Origin of the sequence: Autumnicola aciditolerans, assembly GCF_041679265.1 — a bacterium.
Taxonomy (GTDB): Bacteria; Bacteroidota; Bacteroidia; order Flavobacteriales; family Flavobacteriaceae; genus Autumnicola.
Map to the genome: position 1 here is coordinate 95,409 of NZ_JBGFSM010000007.1, position 19,213 is coordinate 114,621.

Genomic DNA, 19,213 nt, shown 5'->3' on the forward strand with positions numbered 1-19,213 from the left:
GATGGATTTCTCTCAACTCATTTATGCCCTGGCCTTACAGCATGTTCCAAACCTGGGGGATAGCAATGCTAAAAAACTTATCCGGCATTGCGGTTCTGCGGAAGCGGTTTTTAAAGAAAAAAAGCAGCATTTACTTAAACTGGATGGAATTGGTAAAACCAGGATTGCCGATCTTCAGAATGCCGTACATTTTAAAGCTGCGGAAAATGAGCTGAAATTTATAGAAAGGAATAATATCCAGGTTTCTTATTTCCAGGAACAGGATTATCCGGATAAATTAAAGCATTGTTTTGACGGCCCGCTGCTGCTTTTTAGCAGGGGAAATATAAAGTTTGATCAGCAAAAGATGATCAGTATCGTTGGTACCCGTAATATTACAAACCATGGCGTTACATTTTGTGAAGAACTCGTGGCAGAACTTGCTCCTTTGAATCCGGTTATTGTTTCTGGTTTTGCCTATGGTGTAGACATTACGGCTCATCGGGCAGCTGCCAGAAACAAGCTTCAAACTATAGGTTGTCTTGCTCACGGATTAAACCAGATTTATCCCAAAGCGCACCGAAAGTACATGCAGGCAATAGAAGAAAATGGTGGTTTTTGCACCGACTTTTGGAGCACAGACAAATTCGACCGGAACAATTTTCTCAAGAGAAACAGGATTATTGCCGGATTAAGTGAAGCTACCATTGTGATAGAAAGTGCCGAAAAAGGGGGTTCCCTTGTTACGGCAGATCTGGCAAATTCTTATAACCGGGAAGTTTTTGCCGTTCCCGGGCGCCCCGGGGATAATTACAGCAAAGGCTGCAATAACCTTATAAAATTCCAGAATGCGCATGTACTAACTTCTGCAGCAGACCTTATCTATATTCTAAACTGGGATCTTCCTGCTTCACAAAAGGCAGTGCAAAAGCAACTGTTTGTAGAGCTGGAACCCGAAGAAGAAATTATAGCACAGTATCTTCAAAATATGGGCAAGGCCGAACTTGATCTTATAGCTCTTAATTGCAAATATCCCACTTTTAAGGCCGCTTCCGTTTTGCTGAATATGGAATTAAAAGGGCTGATAAGGCCCTTGCCGGGGAAGTTGTTTGAATTAATCTGAAATAGCGTTTTCCAAAACTTTTTTGAACTTAAAAACCTGAATTTCAGAAAAATGATTAAAAAAAAGTACAAAGTTGGAAGTTAGAAATTAGAATCCCATAACCAAAAGCTTTTTTATCCTGAATTCCGCATACCTAAGCTTTTATTGCAGAAGGAACTCATAACACATAACTCACAACAGCATACCTCTTATAAACTCCAACTTTAATATCCCATTTTCTCCCTCACTCTCTTAAGGACGGTATTCGCAACTTCCGAAGCTTTTTTAGCACCGTGGTCTAAAGCTTTGTCCAGTTCCGGAAGGTTGTTCATATAATACTCATATTTTTCCCTTGGTTCCCGGAATTTGTCTTTTAAAACTTCAAACAATGCCTGTTTGGCATGGCCGTAACCGTAATTTCCGCCTTCATAATTCTTGCGCATTTCGGCAATCTGCTCTTCACTGGCAACAAGTTTATATAATCCAAACACATTGCAGCTGTCCGGGTTTTTAGGCTCTTCCAGCGGAGTACTATCGGTCTGGATGCCCATCACCTGTTTTCTCAGCTTCTTGTCTGTTTGAAAAATATTGATGTAGTTGCCTTTAGATTTACTCATTTTCTCACCGTCTGTTCCCGGCACATACATGGTATTCTTCTCCACTCGGGCTTCAGGCAGCACAAAGGTTTCTCCTAGTTTGGCGTGAATACGGGAAGCCACATCGCGGGTAATTTCCAGGTGTTGCAGCTGGTCTTTTCCCACGGGCACAATTTCAGCATCATAAAGCAAAATATCTGCCGCCATGAGCATGGGATAATTAAACAACCCTGCATTTACGTCTTCCAGCCGGTCTGCCTTGTCCTTAAATGAATGAGCCAGCGTAAGGCGCTGGTAAGGAAAAAAACAGCTTAAATACCAGGTGAGCTCGGTCACCTGCGGGATATCGCTCTGGCGGTAAAAAACGCTTTTTTCAATATCCAGCCCACAGGCGAGCCAGGTAGCTGCTACAGAGTAGGTGTTGTTCCTTAGAGTCTCGGCATCCTTAATTTGAGTAAGGGAATGCATATCTGCAATAAATATAAACGAATCGTTCCCGGGTTGGTTGGCCATATTAACGGCTGGTAAAATTGCTCCCAATAAATTGCCTAAATGTGGTGTTCCCGTGCTTTGTACTCCTGTAAGTATTCTGGACATTTACTTTTTCAGTTTTTTTACAAAGTTAGCGTTTTTGTAGAATTCAGTCGAGTCATTTTAGTACTTTTGGATTCTATGGGCATACTTAAAAAGCTGGCAATACTGTTATGGCGCATCTGGTTCTACATCTTATTAGGATTGCCCATAATAATTATGCTGCCGGTGCTTCTGGTGGTTGCTTCTGCTGAACGTTTTTATCCCCAGTTCTACATATGCGCACGTATCTGGGCAAAATGCATCCTTTACGGCATGGGTTTTTATCCTAAAGTAAAATATGAGGAAAAGATGCAGAAAAGAAGAAGTTACATGATTGTGGCAAATCATACTTCTATTATCGATATTATGCTCATGATTGCGGTAAACAGGCATCCTTTTATTTTCATAGGAAAAATGGAACTCGCTAAAATTCCCCTTTTTGGACATTTTTATCGTAAAACTTCTATTCTTGTAGACCGGAAAAGCCAAAAAAGCAAGCAGGATGCTTTTAATGAAGCCCAGCGCCGTTTAAAGCAGGGAAATAGTATTTGCATTTTTCCGGAAGGTGGTGTGCCAGACAATCACTCCATTGTACTGGATGAGTTTAAAGACGGCGCCTTCAGGCTGGCCATAGAGCACCAGATACCTGTAGTGCCAATGACTTTCCATGACTGTAAAAAAAGGTTTTCCTATAAATTCTTCAGTGGAGGGCCGGGAAAACTTCGGGTAAAAGTTCATCATTTTCTTCCTACAAAAGGAAAGACCATTGCAGATAAAAGGGCGCTAAAGGAGGAAACGAGAAAAATTATTCTACAGGAACTGGAGAATCCTTCCGTGCGTTAGAATTTGTAGCTAAACCCGGAATAAATTCCGAAGAAGAAAGGCTGCACGCCGCTGGTGCCTTTAAAAGTATTGAGCTGGTATTTAAAGATAGGTTCTACATTTAGCCTGAAATCTGGCATAAGTTCATATCCCAATCCCAATCCAATATTGGTGCTAAAACTCACTTTATTAATATTATTGGCTTCTCCAAGTTCGGTACGCTGGTTATTTGCCAGAATACTCACCGAATTTTGATCTAGAAAGAGGCTGCTTCCCCCGCCAATAAGGTTTAAATCAAACTTTTTATCGATAAGGGCATATTCAATTTCCAGGGGAACTTCAATAAAACCATACTGCTGGTTAAGTTCTCCGGAAACGTAATTTGGAGCAATTGCAGAACTACTGTTGGAGAATTCTTCACCGGAAAGCCCGCCAAAATCTGGAATGCGGATGCCAGGGCTCTCATCCTGCACCTGTATGGCATTGTTAGAATTGTAATCTATGCTTTGAATGCTTTGCGCAAAGGCAGAAGGAGCATAGGAAATTTCCTGAATATCATAACTAATATTCACTTTGCTAATCCCGGTTCTAATGCTAATTTTCTCAGTTATGGGATAAGCGATATTAAGCCCGTAAGCTACTGTTACCTGCGCCTGGGAATTATTATCATTAAATTCCGGAGAAATAGCATTACCATTACCAAGATTATCGTAAAAAATAGGTGCCGCAAAGGTGCTTAGCCTTACTTTTTCCTTTGCAGGCTCTGCAACCGACTCCCGGTCGCCATTCTTTTGGTCAGCTAATTGGGCAAGGGCGTTTTGATTTTCTTCAATACTATTTTCATTAGGTTTTTCTTCAGAAGCGGACTTTTGTGTGTCTTCGTTTTCTATGGGTTCATTCCCTGCAATTGCTGAAGAATTGTTCTTCGCATCATTCAGATTGTTCTCCTCATTTTCTTCGGAAACCTGATTTGGATTATCCTGAATGGCAAGAATTTCTTCTTCTGCTTCAGTATTCTCTTCAGCCTGATTTGAGTAAGAATTTGATTGTTTTGAAGCAGGGCTTTTTCCGCGGGAAGAATTGTCAGAATTAAGGGTGTACTGGCTGTTTTGAGTATTTTTATCGCTTCGGGATCTTACAGAATCCAGAAGCCTGGAAGCTTCCTGAAGTCTTGTATTACTTAAAGGAACATCTATGGAAGGCCGTGCAGAATCTTCAATTTCAAAAACCACTTCGGTACCCGGATTTATGCTATCCTTGTTCATTAGATAAGCAAGGCCAAAAATTACGGCAACCGCAGCGGCTATGCCTCCCAGCTTGTACCATAGCGGAATGAGAAAGGGCTTTTTTTCCTCTTTCTTCTGAAGCCTGGCCGCAATATTTTGCCATGCTTCTTCCCGGGGAGTAGCTTCAAAATCTTTAAAGTTCTCCTGGTAAAGCCGGTCTATGTTTTTTCTTTCTTTCATCTTCATCAATTTGCGGCAGCAAAAAAATTAGCTGTCATAGGGATTGCACGGAATTATTGTTTTGATGATTTTCAATTTTTTCCTTTAGTATGTTCCTGGCGCGGGCAAGGTTAGATTTAGAGGTTCCCACAGAAATTTCCAGCATTGCAGCTATTTCTTTATGGGAATAACCATCCAGCGCGTAGAGGTTAAAAACCTGCCGGTAGCGATCTGGTAATTCCTGGACGGTTTGTAACAAAAAACTTTGTTCCAGGGTTTCCTCATCAACTTCTACCTCGGGTTCTTCAATTTGATTTTCGTTAATAATTTGTAATAACTTGGTCTTTCGGTGTTTTTGCAATGCGGTATTAATCATTATACGTTTCATCCAGCCTTCAAAAGAACCTTTGTTCTTGTACTGGGAAATTTTTTCAAAAATGGTAAGGAAGCCATCCTGAAGGTTGTCTTCAGCCTCATGATAACCTGAAGAATATTTAAGGCACAGGCCAAACAGCTTATCGGCATATAACCGGTAAAGCGCCTCCTGTGCCTTAATATCCTGTTTTTTGCAGTTTTTTATGAGCTTCTCTAGACTCACCAAGGTTTCTTATTAGTTGCTGCTTTCTTCGGTAGTTTCCTGGGTGTTATCACCTTCATCATCAGGAGCGCCAACAGGTATTTCTACCTCTGTATACTCGGCATCGCCGTCTTCATCCTGGCCTGATAAAAGGAAAAAGGTGTAAACGTCACCATCATCTGCTGTAGTTGGGATACGGAAATTTTCAATAGTCCTGTCTCTGCTTAGGTCGTCATCCTCTTCATCACATACTTCTAAATTTGGATTGTAAGTGGTAAGTGCTCCCAAATAAATTTCCACACCGCCTGATACTTCTTTAGAATTTCCGTCTATTCCTACAAAGTTATGACATGCGTCGGGAAGCTCGTATGTAACCTCAAGATCATAAGTTTCCCCGGCTTCAAAAAATTCAGGAAAATCATAAGCTGTAATTGGCGCATATTCATAAGCAATATTTACCCCATCATCATCATTGCAGCTTACAATTGTTAAAGCCAAGATCAATAATAAACCAAGTTTTTTCATTTTTATTTTCCTATTTAAAGTTAATGTTACTTTATAGATGCATAAAAAGGGGAAAGGTTGCGTAGGGCGCAAAAAAAATCCCTTAAAAAAGGGATTTAAATTTGGGTTTATTCGTTGGCGACTTTTATCGCCTCTTTTATTTTGGTTTCCAGCTCGTCCATGAGGTCCGGATTGTCTTTCAGGATGGTTTTAACGGCATCGCGCCCCTGGCCTAATTTAGTGTCTTCATAACTAAACCAGGAACCGCTTTTCTTGATGATCTCGTAATCTACTCCTATATCTATAATCTCCCCAATTTTAGAGACCCCTTCTCCGTACATAATATCAAATTCTGCAGTTTTAAAAGGTGGCGCAACTTTGTTTTTAACCACTTTTACACGGGTCTTGTTTCCGGTAACATTGCTGTTACTATCTTTAATTTGCGTAGACCTTCTAATGTCCAGCCTCACTGAAGCGTAAAATTTAAGGGCATTACCCCCGGTGGTGGTTTCCGGATTCCCAAACATTACCCCAATTTTCTCCCTTAGCTGGTTGATGAATATTACGGTGCAATTTGTTTTGCTAATGGAAGCGGTTAGCTTTCTTAAGGCTTGTGACATTAAGCGGGCGTGAAGCCCCATTTTTGAATCTCCCATTTCTCCCTCAATCTCACTTTTTGGAGTTAGTGCGGCAACCGAGTCAATTACGATAATATCTATCGCGCCGGAACGTATTAAATTATCGGTTATTTCCAGGGCCTGCTCCCCGTTATCGGGTTGGGAAATGATAAGATTTTCAATATCTACATTAAGTTTTTCAGCATAAAACCGGTCAAAAGCATGCTCCGCATCAATAAAAGCAGCAATGCCACCGGCTTTTTGAGCTTCAGCAATGGCATGAAGTGTAAGGGTGGTTTTACCAGAAGATTCCGGGCCGTAAATTTCGATCACCCTTCCTCTTGGATAACCTCCTACTCCCAAAGCCAGATCCAGCCCTAAAGAACCGGTAGAAATGGCATCAACATCTACAATAGCCTGGTCGCTCATCTTCATTACGGTACCCTTGCCATAGGTTTTATCCATTTTGTCAAGGGTAAGCTTTAGCGCCTTTAATTTGGCCTCTTTTTCTTTATCGTTGCTCATGATTTTTTCTGTTTTTAAGTGCCGCTAAAATACTATAAGTTTTGCTGCATCACAATTTTATAAAGGGAAAGAGTTTACCGCCAGGTGTATAAGTTCAGCATAAAATTTTGATACAGATTTCAGAAAACCTATAGATTCCTCAATAACTTTACAGAATTTATTTACCACCGGCAGAAAACTTTTTTAAGATTCCTTTAAATAGTATCTTTGCACAAATTTCTTTAACTCTTAAAAATTAGTATAGCATGCAACTGTACAATAAATTAAGCGCTAAAGAAAGGGAAGCTTTAATAGAAGAAGCCGGGGAAGACCGGTTGACGCTCTCTTTCTACGCCTACGCCAAAATAGGAAATCCGCATTTATTTAGGAATCACTTGTTTATTGCCTGGGACCAGATGGATGTACTCGGGAGAATTTATGTGGCACATGAAGGGATAAATGCCCAACTTTCAGTGCCTGCCAAAAATTTTGATCGTTTTAAGAATTTTATCGATAATATCTATTTTCTTGAAAATGTAAGGCTGAATATCGCTATTGAGCACGATGCTAAAGCATTTTTAAAACTGAAGGTAAAAGTGCGTAAAAAAATTGTGTCTGATGGCTTAAATGATGCCAGTTTTGATGTGACCAATAAGGGCATTCATGTTGATGCGGAACAGTTTAATAAACTGCTGGAAGATCCCGACACGGTTCTTGTGGATATGCGCAACCACTATGAAAGCGAAATTGGCCATTTTAAAGGAGCCATCACGCCAGATGTGGATACCTTCAGGGATTCATTGCCAATTATTGAAGAAGATCTGAAAGAACATAAAGAAGACAAAAACCTGGTAATGTATTGTACCGGTGGGATTCGTTGTGAAAAAGCCAGCGCTTATTACAAACATAAAGGCTTCAAAAAAGTTTTTCAGCTGGAAGGCGGTATAATAGAATACGCCCGGCAGGTGAAAAAGCAAAACCTTGAGAATAAATTTTTAGGCAAAAACTTTGTTTTTGACCATCGCCGTTCCGAGAGGATTTCAGAAGATATTATTGCGCACTGCCATCAATGTGGTAAACCTTGTGATACCCATGTAAATTGTGCAAACGAGGCCTGCCATTTACTGTTTATACAGTGTGAGGAATGTGCGATGGAGATGAACAATTGCTGTTCAGAAGCGTGTATGAAAATTAATTCCTTACCTTACGAAGAGCAGAAGGCGCTTAGAAAAGGCAAAGGGAACAGCAATAAGATATTCAAAAAAGGACGGTCTGAAGTTTTAAAATATAAAGTCTAACTTCCCGTTCTATAAACGGTAGTGCCAATTAATATTGGTATCTTTACGGTAGATTTTTTTATGAACCCAAAACTCCGCAAGGCAAATTGGCTTTGAAGGAGTTTCAACATATATAGTTTATGGCTTGCACTAGTTGCTCGACCGGTAAAGACGGTCAGCCAAAAGGATGTAAAAATAACGGAACCTGTGGAACAGATGGTTGTAACAAACTAACTGTTTTTGACTGGCTTTCCAATATGTCTCTTCCCAACGGCACAGAACCTTTTAATTTTGTGGAGGTCCGCTTCAAGAATGGGAGGAAACACTTTTTCCGGAATTCAGAAAACCTTAGCCTAAGCATGGGAGATGTGGTAGCCACAGAAGCCAGTGCCGGGCATGATGTTGGGATGGTAAGCCTTGCCGGGGAACTGGTAAGAGTACAAATGAAGAAGAAGAAAGTTTCTCCAGATAGTGATGAGGTATTAAAAGTGTACCGTAAAGCAACCCAAAAAGATATAGATGTCTGGCAGGAAGCACGGGACAGGGAAGAAAAAATGAAGGTACGTGCCCGGGAGATTGCCATAAGGCTTAACCTGAGCATGAAAATTAGCGATATCGAATTCCAGGGAGATGCCTCCAAAGCCACCTTTTATTATACTGCCGATGACCGCGTAGACTTCAGGGAATTGATAAAAGAATTTGCACGCGAATTCAACACACGCATTGAAATGCGCCAGATAGGATTGCGCCAGGAAGCCTCCAGGCTGGGAGGTATTGGTTCCTGCGGAAGGGAGCTTTGCTGTTCTACCTGGCTCACAGATTTCAGGTCTGTAAGCACTTCTGCAGCCAGATATCAGCAGCTTTCCTTAAATCCGCAGAAGCTGGCGGGACAATGCGGAAAACTGAAGTGTTGCCTTAATTATGAACTGGACACCTACCTGGAAGCATTAAAATCTTTCCCACGTACAGATACTAAACTGTACACCAAAAAAGGAACGGCCGTATGCCAGAAAATTGATATTTTTCAGGGTGTGTTATGGTACGCCTATGAAGGGGAGTGGATGAACTGGCATAAACTCACTGCAGAGCAGGCCAATAAAATCATTGCTTCCAATAAGAAAAAGGAGCCTGTGGGCAGCCTGGAAGAATTTGAAGCCGTACTGCAAATGGAAGAAACCAGGAAGCCAGATTTTAATAATGTAGTAGGGCAGGATAGTCTTACCCGTTTTGATAAACCAAAGGGATCTACAGGCAAAAGGAGAAGAAAAAAAAGGAAAGGTAAACCTTCAAAAAATGCGTAAAGCTTTTTTTTTACTGCTGGGATTTCTTACCATTTGCAGTCTCTTTTCCTGCGATAAGGAGCGGGTTTTTGATGAATATAAATCTGTCTCCACATGGAATAAAGATTCAGTTATCACGTTTAAACTTGAACACCTGGATTCTGTGAGGGCCTATAACCTTTTTATAAATATTAGGAATAATAATGATTACAAGTACAGCAACCTTTTTCTTATTACGCAGCTTGAATTTCCTCACGGAAAGGTTATAAGCGATACATTAGAATATGAGATGGCTGCCCCAGATGGAACCTGGCTTGGTACGGGTTTTGGTGACGTGAAGGAAAGCAAGCTCTGGTACAGGGAGAATGTAACATTCCCTGAACAGGGAGTATATGAGGTGCGTATAAAACAAGCCATGAGAAAAAATGGCGAGGTGGAAGGCATACAAAATCTTGAAGGTATTACCCATGTGGGCTTTCGTATAGAAAATAGCGCACAGCAATAGTAAAATAAATGGCAACTTCTAAAAAAAAGGAAACATCTCCAAAAAAGAGCAACAGGTCTTATATTCTTGGTTTTTGGACCCTCTTTGGACTTGGATTATTAATAGTAGTGGTGCTCTTTTTAATGGCCGGATGGGGAGCATTTGGTAAAATGCCCACTTTTGAAGAACTGGAAAATCCTGAAACTAACCTTGCAACTGAAGTTTTTTCTTCAGATGGGAAAACCCTGGGGAAATATTATAACGAGAACCGCACTCCGGTAAAATATGATGATTTGCCTGAAAATCTGGTTCACGCCCTGGTATCTACTGAAGATGAACGGTATTATCACCACTCCGGAATTGACGCAAGGGGGACCTTAAGGGCAATCGCTTATCTTGGTTCCAAGGGCGGTGCAAGCACCATTACCCAGCAATTGTCAAAACTTCTGTTTTCTGATGTGCCTGAGAGTAAAGTAGAAAGGGTATTTCAGAAAATGAAAGAATGGGTGATCGCGGTGAGGCTGGAAAGGCAGTACACCAAACAGGAAATTATTACCATGTACCTTAATAAGTATGATTTCTTGTACCAGGCCGTGGGAATTCGTTCCGCCTCCCGTATTTACTTTGGAAAAGAACCCAGAGAGCTTAAAACTGAAGAAGCCGCTGTACTGGTGGCTATGCTAAAGAATCCAATCTTATACAATCCCGCAAAAGAAGAGTTTAAAGAAAATGCCTTAACCCGAAGGAACCAGGTGCTTAAGCAGATGGAAAAAAACGGGTATTTAACGCCTTCCGAAAAAGATTCACTGCAATCCCTTCCTTTAAAACTCGATTTTTCTCCTGAAGGCCATGATGAAGGCATGGCCACATATTTTCGTGCCTACGTACAAAAGTTTTTGGGGGAATGGATAGATGAAAATCCAAAACCAGACGGTTCAGAATACAATATTTACCGCGATGGCTTAAAGGTTTATACCAGCATAGATTCAAAAATGCAGGAATATGCTGAAGACGCGGTGGAGAAACATATTTCCCATCTTCAGAAAGAATTCGCCAGGCAGAACAAAAATAATCCCACTGCTCCATTTAGAGATGTGGATAAGAGCGAGGTGGATCAGATTATAGAGAGTGCCATGAAACGTTCAGATCGCTGGAGGCAAATGAAGGCCAAAGACATGTCTGAAGAAAAAATAAAGGCTTCTTTTGATAAAGAACGTGAAATGAGAGTTTTTAGCTGGACAGGTCCCAATCATACAAAAGATACGGTCATGACGCCTCATGACTCTATTCTATATTACAAATCTTACCTTCAGGCGGGAATGATGTCTATGCGCCCACAAACCGGGGAAGTAAAAGCCTGGGTGGGCGGTACAGATTTTAAACATTTTAAATACGACCACGTTAAGCAGGGAAAACGCCAGGTGGGATCTACCTTTAAACCTTTTGTGTATGCAACCGCAATAGATCAGTTAAAGCTTTCGCCCTGTGATACGCTTCCCAAGAACCGATTTACTATTGAAGCCGGAAAATATGGGCTTTTGGAAGACTGGTCTCCTAAAAATGCCACAAATGACCCGGATGGGTACGTGGGAATGATGACGCTTAAGGATGCCTTGGCTAATTCTGTGAACACCATTACCGCCAGGCTTATAGATAAAACCGGCCCCCGCCCTGTGATAGATCTTATTGATAAACTGGGTGTAGACACACGAAATATTCCTGCCGTGCCTTCTATTGCCCTGGGAACAGCAGATTTAAGCCTCTTTGAAATGGTTTCTGCCTACAGCACATTCGCCAATGAAGGAGTTTATGTAAAACCCGTCATAGTTACCAGGATTGAAGATAAGAACGGTACGGTGCTTTATCAAAATGTGCCGCAAACCCGGGATGTCTTAAGCAAAGAAGCCGCTTATGTTACCATTAAATTAATGGAAGGGGTAACACAGTCAGGTTCAGGGGTAAGGCTTAGGGGAACATATGCTGCCAATTTAGATCATTATAAGCGTGCAGTTACCGGTTATCCTTACGATTTTAAAAATCCTATCGCCGGAAAAACCGGTACTACTCAAAACCAGAGTGACGGCTGGTTTATGGGAATGGTTCCCGATCTGGCTACAGGGGTCTGGGTTGGAGCGGAAGACCGTTCAGTGCATTTCCCAAATATCACGTATGGACAAGGGGCAACTATGGCGCTCCCAATCTGGGGAATGTATATGAAAAAAGTTTATGCCGATGATGATTTAAAAGTTTCACAGGAAGATTTTGAACGCCCTGAAAATCTTTCTATCGAGGTGAATTGTGCTGATTATGGGAAATCTCAAAACCCTGATACTACTGTACCAGACGAACTGGATTTTTAGAATAATTCAATTCTAAGATAATTTTTCTGAACAAATCTTAATTTGCACCGGTTTTTACGTTGTAACAGCTTTTTAATTTTCGTATTTTTCGGAATAAATCCTGAAAAATGATTCGAAAAACTGTAGAAAATGTACAGGAAGCCCTCCGCGGAGTTAAAGATGGAATGACCATGATGCTGGGCGGCTTTGGCCTTAGCGGTATTCCTGAAAATGCCATTTCAGAACTGGTGCGGCTTAATGTTAAAAATCTTACCTGTATTTCCAATAACGCAGGGGTAGACGATTTTGGCCTGGGGCTTCTCCTTCATAAAAAACAAATCGATAAAATGGTTTCCTCTTATGTGGGGGAAAATGCGGAATTTGAAAGGCAGATGCTTAGCGGAGAGTTGGACGTAGAGCTAATTCCGCAGGGAACACTTGCCGCCAGGTGCCAGGCTGCACAACAGGGTTACCCAGCCATATTTACTCCCGCGGGATACGGAACTGAAGTAGCCGAGGGTAAAGAAACCCGAGAATTCAACGGGAAACATTATGTGCTGGAAATGGCTTTTAAAGCAGATTTTTCTTTCGTAAAAGCATGGAAAGGTGACAAGGCCGGAAATCTTATTTTTAAAGGAACTGCCAGGAATTTCAATCCGCTAATGTGCGGTGCGGCAACAGTTACTGTTGCTGAGGTGGAAGAACTTGTTGAACCTGGAGAACTTGATCCTAACCAGATCCATATTCCCGGTATTTTCGTTCAGCGAATTTTCCAGGGAGAAAAGTATGAAAAGAGGATAGAGAAGAAAACGGTACGTTTATAAATTTGAAGATTAATTAATGTGTTAATGTGAAGATGAATCCTGCTAAGGAAAATCTTATTTTGAAGTTAAGTTTCGAGTTCTCTTTGGGAATAATTGCATTTTCCGAAAAGTTGAGAGAACATAAAAAATATGAAATGGCTTCTCAAATCTTTAGAAGTGGAACTTCTATTGGTGCTAATGTACATGAAGCGCAAAATGCTGAAAGTAGGGCAGATTTTATTCATAAGTGCAAAATAGCCGCAAAAGAAGCTGATGAAGTTTTGTACTGGCTGCTGCTCTGCGAAAAATCTGAATTTTATTCTAGACCAGGCCAGTTACTGTTTGATCAGTTAAAATCTATTACTCTCATTCTATCGAAAATAATTTCAAGTAGTAAAAAGAAATCAGCAAATTGACACATTTTCAAATCTCCTAATTAGAAAAAGATGTTAAACAAAGAAGGAATAGCAAAACGTATAGCAAAAGAAGTTAAGGACGGATATTATGTAAACCTCGGAATTGGCATTCCTACGCTGGTGGCTAATTTTGTTCGGGATGATATAGAAGTTGAATTCCAGAGCGAAAATGGCATTTTGGGAATGGGGCCTTTTCCTGTGGAGGGTACAGAGGATTCCGATTTAATTAATGCCGGAAAGCAAACCATTACCGCCTTGCCCGGCGCCAGCTTTTTTGATTCTGCCACAAGCTTCGGGATGATTCGCGGCCAGCATGTAGATTTAACCATTCTCGGCGCTATGGAAGTAGCCGAAAATGGGGACATCGCCAACTGGAAGATCCCGGGAAAAATGGTTAAAGGTATGGGCGGCGCTATGGATTTAGTGGCTTCCGCAGAAAATATTATCGTGGCCATGATGCATACCAACAGGGCAGGAGAATCAAAATTGCTGAAACGCTGCAGCCTTCCGCTCACCGGTGTGGGCTGTGTAACCAAAATTGTGACTAACCTTGCGGTAATAGAAGTAACTAAAGAAGGTTTCAAGTTACTTGAAAGGGCTCCCGGTGTTTCTGTGGAAGACATTAAAAAGGCTACAGAGGGCAAACTGATAGCAGAAGGGGAAATTCCTGAAATGCAGTTGTAAATTTTCCTGGTTGGAATGTTCAAAGAGGGCCTGCAAAGTTTTTTCAATTCAAAAGTAGCAAGGTAAAATTTTTAAGTCCAGCTTCAGGCGTTTAGATGCTGGTTATTTCTTCAGGAGAAAGTAGTTTTTCACGGCGGAATTTCAACACAATCTGGGCAATGGCAATTACATCTTTTTCGCAATAAGTAATGATTCGCGGCAATTCGTTATTGTAATAGCAGTTTCTAACCTGTTTTCCGTCAATATCATCTTTAGGGGTAGGGATGCCAAGAATATTGGTAAGCAATTTTAAGGAGGTAAAATGTTTATAATCACCAAATTTCCATAACTCCATCGTGTCTAAATGAGCAACTTCCCATGGCTTTTTGCCTGAAAGGTGCAGCTTTGGCGGTAAAGCAACCTCATTTATAATCATTCTCCTGGCAATGTAAGGGAAGTCGAATTCCTTGCCGTTATGGGCGCACATAACATGCTCCGGTTTATTGAAATGGGTGTTTAATAATGCTGAAAAATCCTGAAGCAGTTGTTTCTCATCTCCATGAAAAGTAGTGGTGCGGAAGTTTCTCTTACCTTCTTTTATTTTGAAGTGCCCTACAGAAATACAGATTATTTTTCCAAACTCTGCCCATATTCCCGCGCGTTCATAAAATTCTGCCGGAGTAAATTCTTCTTTCCGCTGGTAGCGGGTTTTTTCTTCCCACAACAACTGTTTTTCTTCCGGCAAATTCAGAAAAGATTCTTCTTCAGGAACGGTTTCTATGTCCAGGAAAAGTATATGTTCAAGATTGATTTTTTCCAGCACTTTTCAACATTTTGTACGTTTCATCAATATACATAAAGAAATCGGGGGAATGTATTGCGCCTTCTTCTTTTCTAATAAGATCCTGGCCAAGCCTCACAATAATCAAATCATCTTCAGGAATTACAATCACATACTGCCCGCGGATGCCGCGCATGTAAAAAATTTCTTTGTCCCGGTAATCGCTAAGCCAGAAGCCGTAGCCATACTGCGGGCTATCTGCAAACCTTGGGTGTATGGATTTGGATACAAAAGCAGAATCCAGCACTTGCTTTCCGTTCCACTTTCCATAATTTTTATATAGCTTCCCAAATCGGGCAAAATCCCTGGCGTTGGATGCAATGCAGCAATAGGCTTTTTCCATCCCGCTCTTCCTGCTATCAAGCTGCCATAAAGCATCATCTTTCATTCCTAATGTTTTCCAGTAGCTTTGGCTCAGGTATTCAGATAGGGACATTCCCGTGGCCTTTTCTATGACCATTCCTAAAAGCTCGATATTGCCACTGAGGTATTTAAATTCCTCTCCGGGTTTCTCCACTACCTTCAGGTTTAAAATAAGCTCCCTTATATTATCATCAAAATACGTCCTGGCGGTCATCCCAAAAGGGTTGTAGTAATCTTCTTTCCAGTTCAAACCGGAAGCCATAGAAGCCAGGTCTCCAACTTTTAAAGAGGAATCAAACTGAGGGAAAAAATCAGCCACCGGCTGGGAAAGGCTTTTAATATAACCTTCCATAATTGCTTTTCCCAATAAAGCCGAGACAATGCTTTTAGCCATTGAAAAGGAATTGGTTTTGGAAGAAGGGCCGTAATCCTGATAGTATTTCTCAAACCAGATGCTGTCATTTTTAATGATAAGAAAAGCAGCCGTACCCAATTCTTCATTTAGTTCTTCCAGTTTTTCAGTGGCTTCAACTTTGTTATAATTCTTATGCTCAGGCCAGGACTGCGGTTCATTGGAAGCTGCAATTTTTCTATTTTCAAATTCCGGGTAATCATCAATATATGCGGTTTTATGGCCCTGCAGGTAAGTTACCTGGATTCCCCTGAGCAAATAGTCATACCCAAGCAGGTGAAGAAGCAACACTGCTGCCAAAACAAATCCTACTATAAAAACTATAATTTTAAGAAGCTTTTTCATTTGAAAATTTTAAAAAAGCGATTGTTGCAAAGGTGGATTTTCATGTTCCAACAGCCATTTTTTCCTATGAAGGCCGCCCGCATATCCGGTTAGAGAACCATCGCTGCCAATTACGCGATGACACGGGATAACAATCCAGAGCGGATTTTTCCCGTTTGCTGAAGCGACCGCTCTTATTGCTTTTACATCGCCTAACTGTCTGGACAATTCCTGGTAAGACCATGTTTTTCCAAAAGGGATCTCTTGCAGCGCTTTCCACACTTTCCTCTGAAAACTGGTTCCGGAAGGATTCAGTTTGAGGCTGAAGTTTTTGCGTTTTCCCTCAAAATATTCATTTAGCTGAAGAATTGCAGGTAAAAGGACTTCAGGAATATTAGGAGTAAATTCTTTTTCTTCCTCAAGAATTTTAATTTCTGAAATACCATTTTCATCTCCTCTAACTTCAGCTAAACCAAGAGGAGTTTTAAGTATCGCTGTCTTCATTCTCTTTATCATCCTGTTTTTTCTGTTGCATGAGGCCAAGCCTTTCTGCACGCTTTTCCCAATTTTTCCTGGCCAGCACCTGCATATCTTCAATATTGTCACTCTCATCCATAATTTCAAGGCCCAGCAGGGTTTCAATGATATCTTCCATGGTAACAAGGCCCACAGTATTGCCATATTCATCTACCACCATAGAAATATGGGTTCTCTTCTGAACATAGATTTCAAAGAGCTCAGGAATAGGTGTGTGGGCATCGGTAACCGAAATATCTCGCTTTAAGGAGCTTAAAGGTTCCTGCCCTTTTTCTTCAATCATTTGCTCCAGCACATCATCTTTAAGGATAAACCCGGTAATGTTATTCGATTTTTCCTTGTACACCGGGATGCGTGAAAATTTGAGGTTTTTGTGATTATCGTGAAAAGCTTCAATGGTGGTGGCTTCATCTTCAGTAACCGCCACAGAAAAAGGCGTCATTACATCTTTGGCCTTGACCGATTTAAAGACGAGCAGGTTTTTAATTACCGTGGTTTCGCTTTCTTCAAAAACCCCTTCTTCTTCCGCTGCGTCTGTAATGGCGGCAAATTCTTCCTTGCTCATGGAATGTACATGGGCAGATTTGCCAATTAAGCGCGTGGTAAGCATCATAAGCCAGAGGATACCGGTATACTTCAGCGGGAATATCATTATTTTAAGTGCCTTTGCTGTAAAATTGCCGAGAGATTTCCAGTAGGTAGCACCAATAGTTTTCGGGATAATTTCAGAAAGGATAAGAATAGCAAGCGTCATAATCCCAGAAACTATTGCAACGGCGTTGCTGCCGTCTCCAAAAGTTTTTTCGGCCTGTACACCTACCAGGATTGCCCCCACGGTATGTGCAACAGTATTTACGGTAAGAATGGCAATAAGAGGTTTATCGATATCCTGTTTAAAATTGGAAAGGGTATTCGCATACTTCTTGCCTTCCTTCGTTTTAATTTTAATATAGGAGGGTGTAAAACTAAGCAGTGCGGCTTCCAGAACAGAACACATAAATGAAAAGAAAATGGATAGGAATGCAAAGGTGAGAAGTAAACCCATGTTTAAATTTAGAAGTTTTAATCCTCTAAGTTATACATTCTGCTTTCAAATTCTTTCAAAGAAAATATAAAAAAGGAGCAAAAGATTATAAGCTTGCGGTTTTTTCAGATTCATGACGAGGCCCGGTAACAATTTCCTTTTGGATCATGAAATCTGTTAGTTCCTGGGTAAAATCATCCAGGTCCTGTATGGGCTGTCTTAAAAACAGGCTGATTTCTTTTAATTCCCGCTCATCCAAATTTGGATGATCCAGCAGGATATTGAGCCCCTGTATCTGGCTGATGGACTGCCTTACCTTATGATTGGTGATAAAAAGCATTTCTTCCACCACCTCCATTCTCTGTTTTTTGTAGTTGTTGTGTTTTTCTGAAAGAGAACGGTAGCGCAGCCCAATAAGGCAGGAAGCCCAGATACAAAAAACCGAAATAATGCGGTCGGAATACACCGAATTTTCATGGATGATGTCCCTGAAGAGATACACATTCAAGAGGATTAAAAATGTTGAAACCAGCGAACATAGTAAAATTACTTTCTTCTCCTGGTTAAAAACGATGGTAATAGAAGTAAGGTACAAGGCACCAATGGCAGTACCAGGCGGGATATAGCAATCAATAATAAAAACAATAATAATAATACTAATTGCAGCTACAGCGCGGGTAAAAAAAGAATTGGTCATTTTTTGAGGCTTTAAAAACCCTGAAGTGGTAGCCATACCACTTCAGGGAGGTAAAAAATTATGCGGAAAGGTTCATGTGGATTAATTTTTCCCACCTTTCTGCCAGGAACAGCCTTGCTGCCATATCTGAAGATTCCGGGCCGTCTTCATCATAAAAAAGAATTTCCGCAACCTTATCTTTTCCATGATTTTCCAGAAGTTCTATGCTAATTTGAATAATCCTTTCACGCCCCCTGGAACGATCGGCATTAGGAACAGCTTTCTTTAAGATCTTGCTGTTATCTATTTTAGACAGATCAATGATGTCATACTGCATATTATTTTCAGGCTCAATAATTACAAGTTTCCTGGCCTGAGCATCCAGCCCTAATAACAGGCTATTTGAAATTTCTATATAGTCATATTTCAAATTTTGGGTAGAACCAATTTCATTTAATTTTTTCATGCGTTTCTTGTCCTTGTGGTTTTGCATCCAAATTGCATAAAGAATTGGTCCTACAAACAGCAGCAGCAGTGTGCTGCCAATAATAATTGATGGTGTATCCATTTTTAAAATAATTTTGGTGAAGAATTGCCGGCAGGGCTTTCATCATGTGTTATTAACAGCATTAATTTAGCCTGCACATACGGCTTTTGCCGCACGGCCTTAAGAATCAGCTATAAGATCTTATCACCAAAAAAAGTTAAATGGAAAAATTTGCAGTTCCAGAAGGTTCTTTAGATTCAGGAGATAAACCCAGGAATCATAATCTGCAGAAGTTTCTTCGGAAAGTAGTTTGTATTGAAAGCCTTCCTGAAGGTAAGCTGTCCCGGCCAACAGATCTTCGATAATTGAAGATGCCGGTTCTGCACTTAGCTCTTCCAGAAACACCGCCTGCCGGTTTTGATCGCCTTGGAGATAACTATAATCCCTGGAATCAAGATCTACGGAATTTAATGGAATAACAACAGTATCTGCATGGCTACTCAAGCTGTAAAGCAAGGCCAGCAAAAATAAAAGCAGACTATTTAACTCCCTGAATTTCACTGCACAA

21 protein-coding genes are annotated in these 19,213 nt (G+C 40.8%); 9 read left to right on the forward strand and 12 right to left on the reverse strand.

What is annotated here, in order from left to right; genetic code table 11:
* The first annotated feature begins 1 nt into the window (after position 1).
* On the forward strand, positions 2-1,102 hold the full coding sequence (gene dprA, locus AB8M93_RS09195; protein ID WP_373057279.1) for a DNA-processing protein DprA: 1,101 nt from the start codon (positions 2-4) through the stop codon (positions 1,100-1,102).
* A 203-nt stretch (positions 1,103-1,305) separates the two neighbouring features.
* On the opposite strand, the gene trpS is transcribed toward dprA, so the two are convergent.
* Positions 1,306-2,274, reverse strand: coding sequence for a tryptophan--tRNA ligase (trpS, locus tag AB8M93_RS09200; RefSeq protein ID WP_373057280.1), 969 nt, complete (start codon positions 2,272-2,274; stop codon positions 1,306-1,308).
* A 75-nt stretch (positions 2,275-2,349) separates the two neighbouring features.
* Between trpS and AB8M93_RS09205 the strand changes: the two genes are divergently transcribed.
* Complete coding sequence (locus AB8M93_RS09205) at positions 2,350-3,093, forward strand: lysophospholipid acyltransferase family protein (RefSeq protein ID WP_373057281.1); 744 nt, start codon at positions 2,350-2,352, stop codon at positions 3,091-3,093.
* Here the strand turns inward: AB8M93_RS09205 and AB8M93_RS09210 are convergent.
* The 4 genes from AB8M93_RS09210 to recA all read right to left on the reverse strand — a co-directional run bounded on the left by AB8M93_RS09210 (position 3,090) and on the right by recA (position 6,740).
* Positions 3,090-4,538, reverse strand: coding sequence for a hypothetical protein (locus tag AB8M93_RS09210; protein ID WP_373057282.1), 1,449 nt, complete (start codon positions 4,536-4,538; stop codon positions 3,090-3,092). The genes AB8M93_RS09205 and AB8M93_RS09210 overlap by 4 nt on opposite strands.
* A 34-nt stretch (positions 4,539-4,572) precedes the next feature.
* Positions 4,573-5,115, reverse strand: coding sequence for an RNA polymerase sigma factor (locus tag AB8M93_RS09215; protein ID WP_373057283.1), 543 nt, complete (start codon positions 5,113-5,115; stop codon positions 4,573-4,575).
* A 12-nt stretch (positions 5,116-5,127) separates the two neighbouring features.
* Complete coding sequence (locus AB8M93_RS09220; protein WP_373057284.1) at positions 5,128-5,619, reverse strand: hypothetical protein; 492 nt, start codon at positions 5,617-5,619, stop codon at positions 5,128-5,130.
* A 107-nt stretch (positions 5,620-5,726) separates the two neighbouring features.
* Positions 5,727-6,740, reverse strand: a complete 1,014-nt coding sequence (recA, locus tag AB8M93_RS09225) for a recombinase RecA (protein WP_373057285.1) — start codon at positions 6,738-6,740, stop codon at positions 5,727-5,729.
* Between the two features lie 245 nt (positions 6,741-6,985).
* Here recA and trhO point away from each other — a divergent pair, with 245 nt between their 5' ends.
* The 7 genes from trhO to AB8M93_RS09260 all read left to right on the forward strand — a co-directional run bounded on the left by trhO (position 6,986) and on the right by AB8M93_RS09260 (position 14,002).
* Entirely contained in the window at positions 6,986-8,017 is a 1,032-nt protein-coding gene (gene trhO / locus AB8M93_RS09230) for an oxygen-dependent tRNA uridine(34) hydroxylase TrhO (RefSeq protein WP_373057286.1), read from the forward strand.
* A gap of 119 nt (positions 8,018-8,136) precedes the next feature.
* Complete coding sequence (locus tag AB8M93_RS09235; RefSeq protein WP_373057287.1) at positions 8,137-9,297, forward strand: PSP1 domain-containing protein; 1,161 nt, start codon at positions 8,137-8,139, stop codon at positions 9,295-9,297.
* A complete protein-coding gene (locus AB8M93_RS09240; protein ID WP_373057288.1) occupies positions 9,290-9,781 on the forward strand; it encodes a gliding motility lipoprotein GldH in 492 nt (163 codons plus the stop codon). The genes AB8M93_RS09235 and AB8M93_RS09240 overlap by 8 nt, the downstream gene beginning before the upstream one ends.
* Positions 9,782-9,789: 8 nt before the next feature.
* Complete coding sequence (locus AB8M93_RS09245) at positions 9,790-12,120, forward strand: penicillin-binding protein 1A (protein ID WP_373057289.1); 2,331 nt, start codon at positions 9,790-9,792, stop codon at positions 12,118-12,120.
* A gap of 107 nt (positions 12,121-12,227) precedes the next feature.
* Complete coding sequence (locus tag AB8M93_RS09250; RefSeq protein WP_373057290.1) at positions 12,228-12,923, forward strand: CoA transferase subunit A; 696 nt, start codon at positions 12,228-12,230, stop codon at positions 12,921-12,923.
* A gap of 32 nt (positions 12,924-12,955) precedes the next feature.
* A complete protein-coding gene (locus AB8M93_RS09255) occupies positions 12,956-13,318 on the forward strand; it encodes a four helix bundle protein (RefSeq protein ID WP_373057291.1) in 363 nt (120 codons plus the stop codon).
* Positions 13,319-13,348: 30 nt separating this feature from the next.
* Positions 13,349-14,002 carry a CoA transferase subunit B gene (locus AB8M93_RS09260; RefSeq protein WP_373057292.1) on the forward strand — a complete coding sequence of 218 codons (654 nt, stop codon included), beginning with the start codon at positions 13,349-13,351 and terminating at the stop codon, positions 14,000-14,002.
* 91 nt (positions 14,003-14,093) lie between these two features.
* Here AB8M93_RS09260 and AB8M93_RS09265 read toward each other — a convergent pair whose 3' ends face one another.
* The 7 genes from AB8M93_RS09265 to AB8M93_RS09295 all read right to left on the reverse strand — a co-directional run bounded on the left by AB8M93_RS09265 (position 14,094) and on the right by AB8M93_RS09295 (position 19,170).
* Positions 14,094-14,804, reverse strand: a complete 711-nt coding sequence (locus tag AB8M93_RS09265; RefSeq protein ID WP_373057293.1) for a 3'-5' exonuclease — start codon at positions 14,802-14,804, stop codon at positions 14,094-14,096.
* A complete protein-coding gene (locus AB8M93_RS09270; protein ID WP_373057294.1) occupies positions 14,782-15,942 on the reverse strand; it encodes a serine hydrolase domain-containing protein in 1,161 nt (386 codons plus the stop codon). The genes AB8M93_RS09265 and AB8M93_RS09270 overlap by 23 nt, the downstream gene beginning before the upstream one ends.
* 9 nt (positions 15,943-15,951) lie before the next feature.
* Positions 15,952-16,425, reverse strand: a complete 474-nt coding sequence (locus AB8M93_RS09275) for a methylated-DNA--[protein]-cysteine S-methyltransferase (protein ID WP_373057295.1) — start codon at positions 16,423-16,425, stop codon at positions 15,952-15,954.
* Positions 16,406-17,503 carry a CNNM domain-containing protein gene (locus AB8M93_RS09280; protein WP_373057296.1) on the reverse strand — a complete coding sequence of 366 codons (1,098 nt, stop codon included), beginning with the start codon at positions 17,501-17,503 and terminating at the stop codon, positions 16,406-16,408. The genes AB8M93_RS09275 and AB8M93_RS09280 overlap by 20 nt, the downstream gene beginning before the upstream one ends.
* 85 nt (positions 17,504-17,588) lie before the next feature.
* Entirely contained in the window at positions 17,589-18,179 is a 591-nt protein-coding gene (locus AB8M93_RS09285; RefSeq protein WP_373057297.1) for a hypothetical protein, read from the reverse strand.
* A gap of 58 nt (positions 18,180-18,237) precedes the next feature.
* Entirely contained in the window at positions 18,238-18,726 is a 489-nt protein-coding gene (locus AB8M93_RS09290; protein ID WP_373057298.1) for a hypothetical protein, read from the reverse strand.
* Between the two features lie 123 nt (positions 18,727-18,849).
* On the reverse strand, positions 18,850-19,170 hold the full coding sequence (locus AB8M93_RS09295; protein ID WP_373057299.1) for a hypothetical protein: 321 nt from the start codon (positions 19,168-19,170) through the stop codon (positions 18,850-18,852).
* Between the last annotated feature and the right edge of the window lie 43 nt (positions 19,171-19,213).

Coding starts and splice junctions, on each gene's coding strand:
- dprA (WP_373057279.1), top strand. CDS start 2: ATGGATTTCTCTCAACTCATTTATGCCCTGGCCTTACAGCATGTTCCA.
- trpS (WP_373057280.1), bottom strand. CDS start 2,274: ATGTCCAGAATACTTACAGGAGTACAAAGCACGGGAACACCACATTTA.
- AB8M93_RS09205 (WP_373057281.1), top strand. CDS start 2,350: ATGGGCATACTTAAAAAGCTGGCAATACTGTTATGGCGCATCTGGTTC.
- AB8M93_RS09210 (WP_373057282.1), bottom strand. CDS start 4,538: ATGAAAGAAAGAAAAAACATAGACCGGCTTTACCAGGAGAACTTTAAA.
- AB8M93_RS09220 (WP_373057284.1), bottom strand. CDS start 5,619: ATGAAAAAACTTGGTTTATTATTGATCTTGGCTTTAACAATTGTAAGC.
- recA (WP_373057285.1), bottom strand. CDS start 6,740: ATGAGCAACGATAAAGAAAAAGAGGCCAAATTAAAGGCGCTAAAGCTT.
- trhO (WP_373057286.1), top strand. CDS start 6,986: ATGCAACTGTACAATAAATTAAGCGCTAAAGAAAGGGAAGCTTTAATA.
- AB8M93_RS09235 (WP_373057287.1), top strand. CDS start 8,137: ATGGCTTGCACTAGTTGCTCGACCGGTAAAGACGGTCAGCCAAAAGGA.
- AB8M93_RS09240 (WP_373057288.1), top strand. CDS start 9,290: ATGCGTAAAGCTTTTTTTTTACTGCTGGGATTTCTTACCATTTGCAGT.
- AB8M93_RS09245 (WP_373057289.1), top strand. CDS start 9,790: ATGGCAACTTCTAAAAAAAAGGAAACATCTCCAAAAAAGAGCAACAGG.
- AB8M93_RS09250 (WP_373057290.1), top strand. CDS start 12,228: ATGATTCGAAAAACTGTAGAAAATGTACAGGAAGCCCTCCGCGGAGTT.
- AB8M93_RS09255 (WP_373057291.1), top strand. CDS start 12,956: ATGAATCCTGCTAAGGAAAATCTTATTTTGAAGTTAAGTTTCGAGTTC.
- AB8M93_RS09260 (WP_373057292.1), top strand. CDS start 13,349: ATGTTAAACAAAGAAGGAATAGCAAAACGTATAGCAAAAGAAGTTAAG.
- AB8M93_RS09270 (WP_373057294.1), bottom strand. CDS start 15,942: ATGAAAAAGCTTCTTAAAATTATAGTTTTTATAGTAGGATTTGTTTTG.
- AB8M93_RS09275 (WP_373057295.1), bottom strand. CDS start 16,425: ATGAAGACAGCGATACTTAAAACTCCTCTTGGTTTAGCTGAAGTTAGA.
- AB8M93_RS09280 (WP_373057296.1), bottom strand. CDS start 17,503: ATGGGTTTACTTCTCACCTTTGCATTCCTATCCATTTTCTTTTCATTT.
- AB8M93_RS09285 (WP_373057297.1), bottom strand. CDS start 18,179: ATGACCAATTCTTTTTTTACCCGCGCTGTAGCTGCAATTAGTATTATT.
- AB8M93_RS09290 (WP_373057298.1), bottom strand. CDS start 18,726: ATGGATACACCATCAATTATTATTGGCAGCACACTGCTGCTGCTGTTT.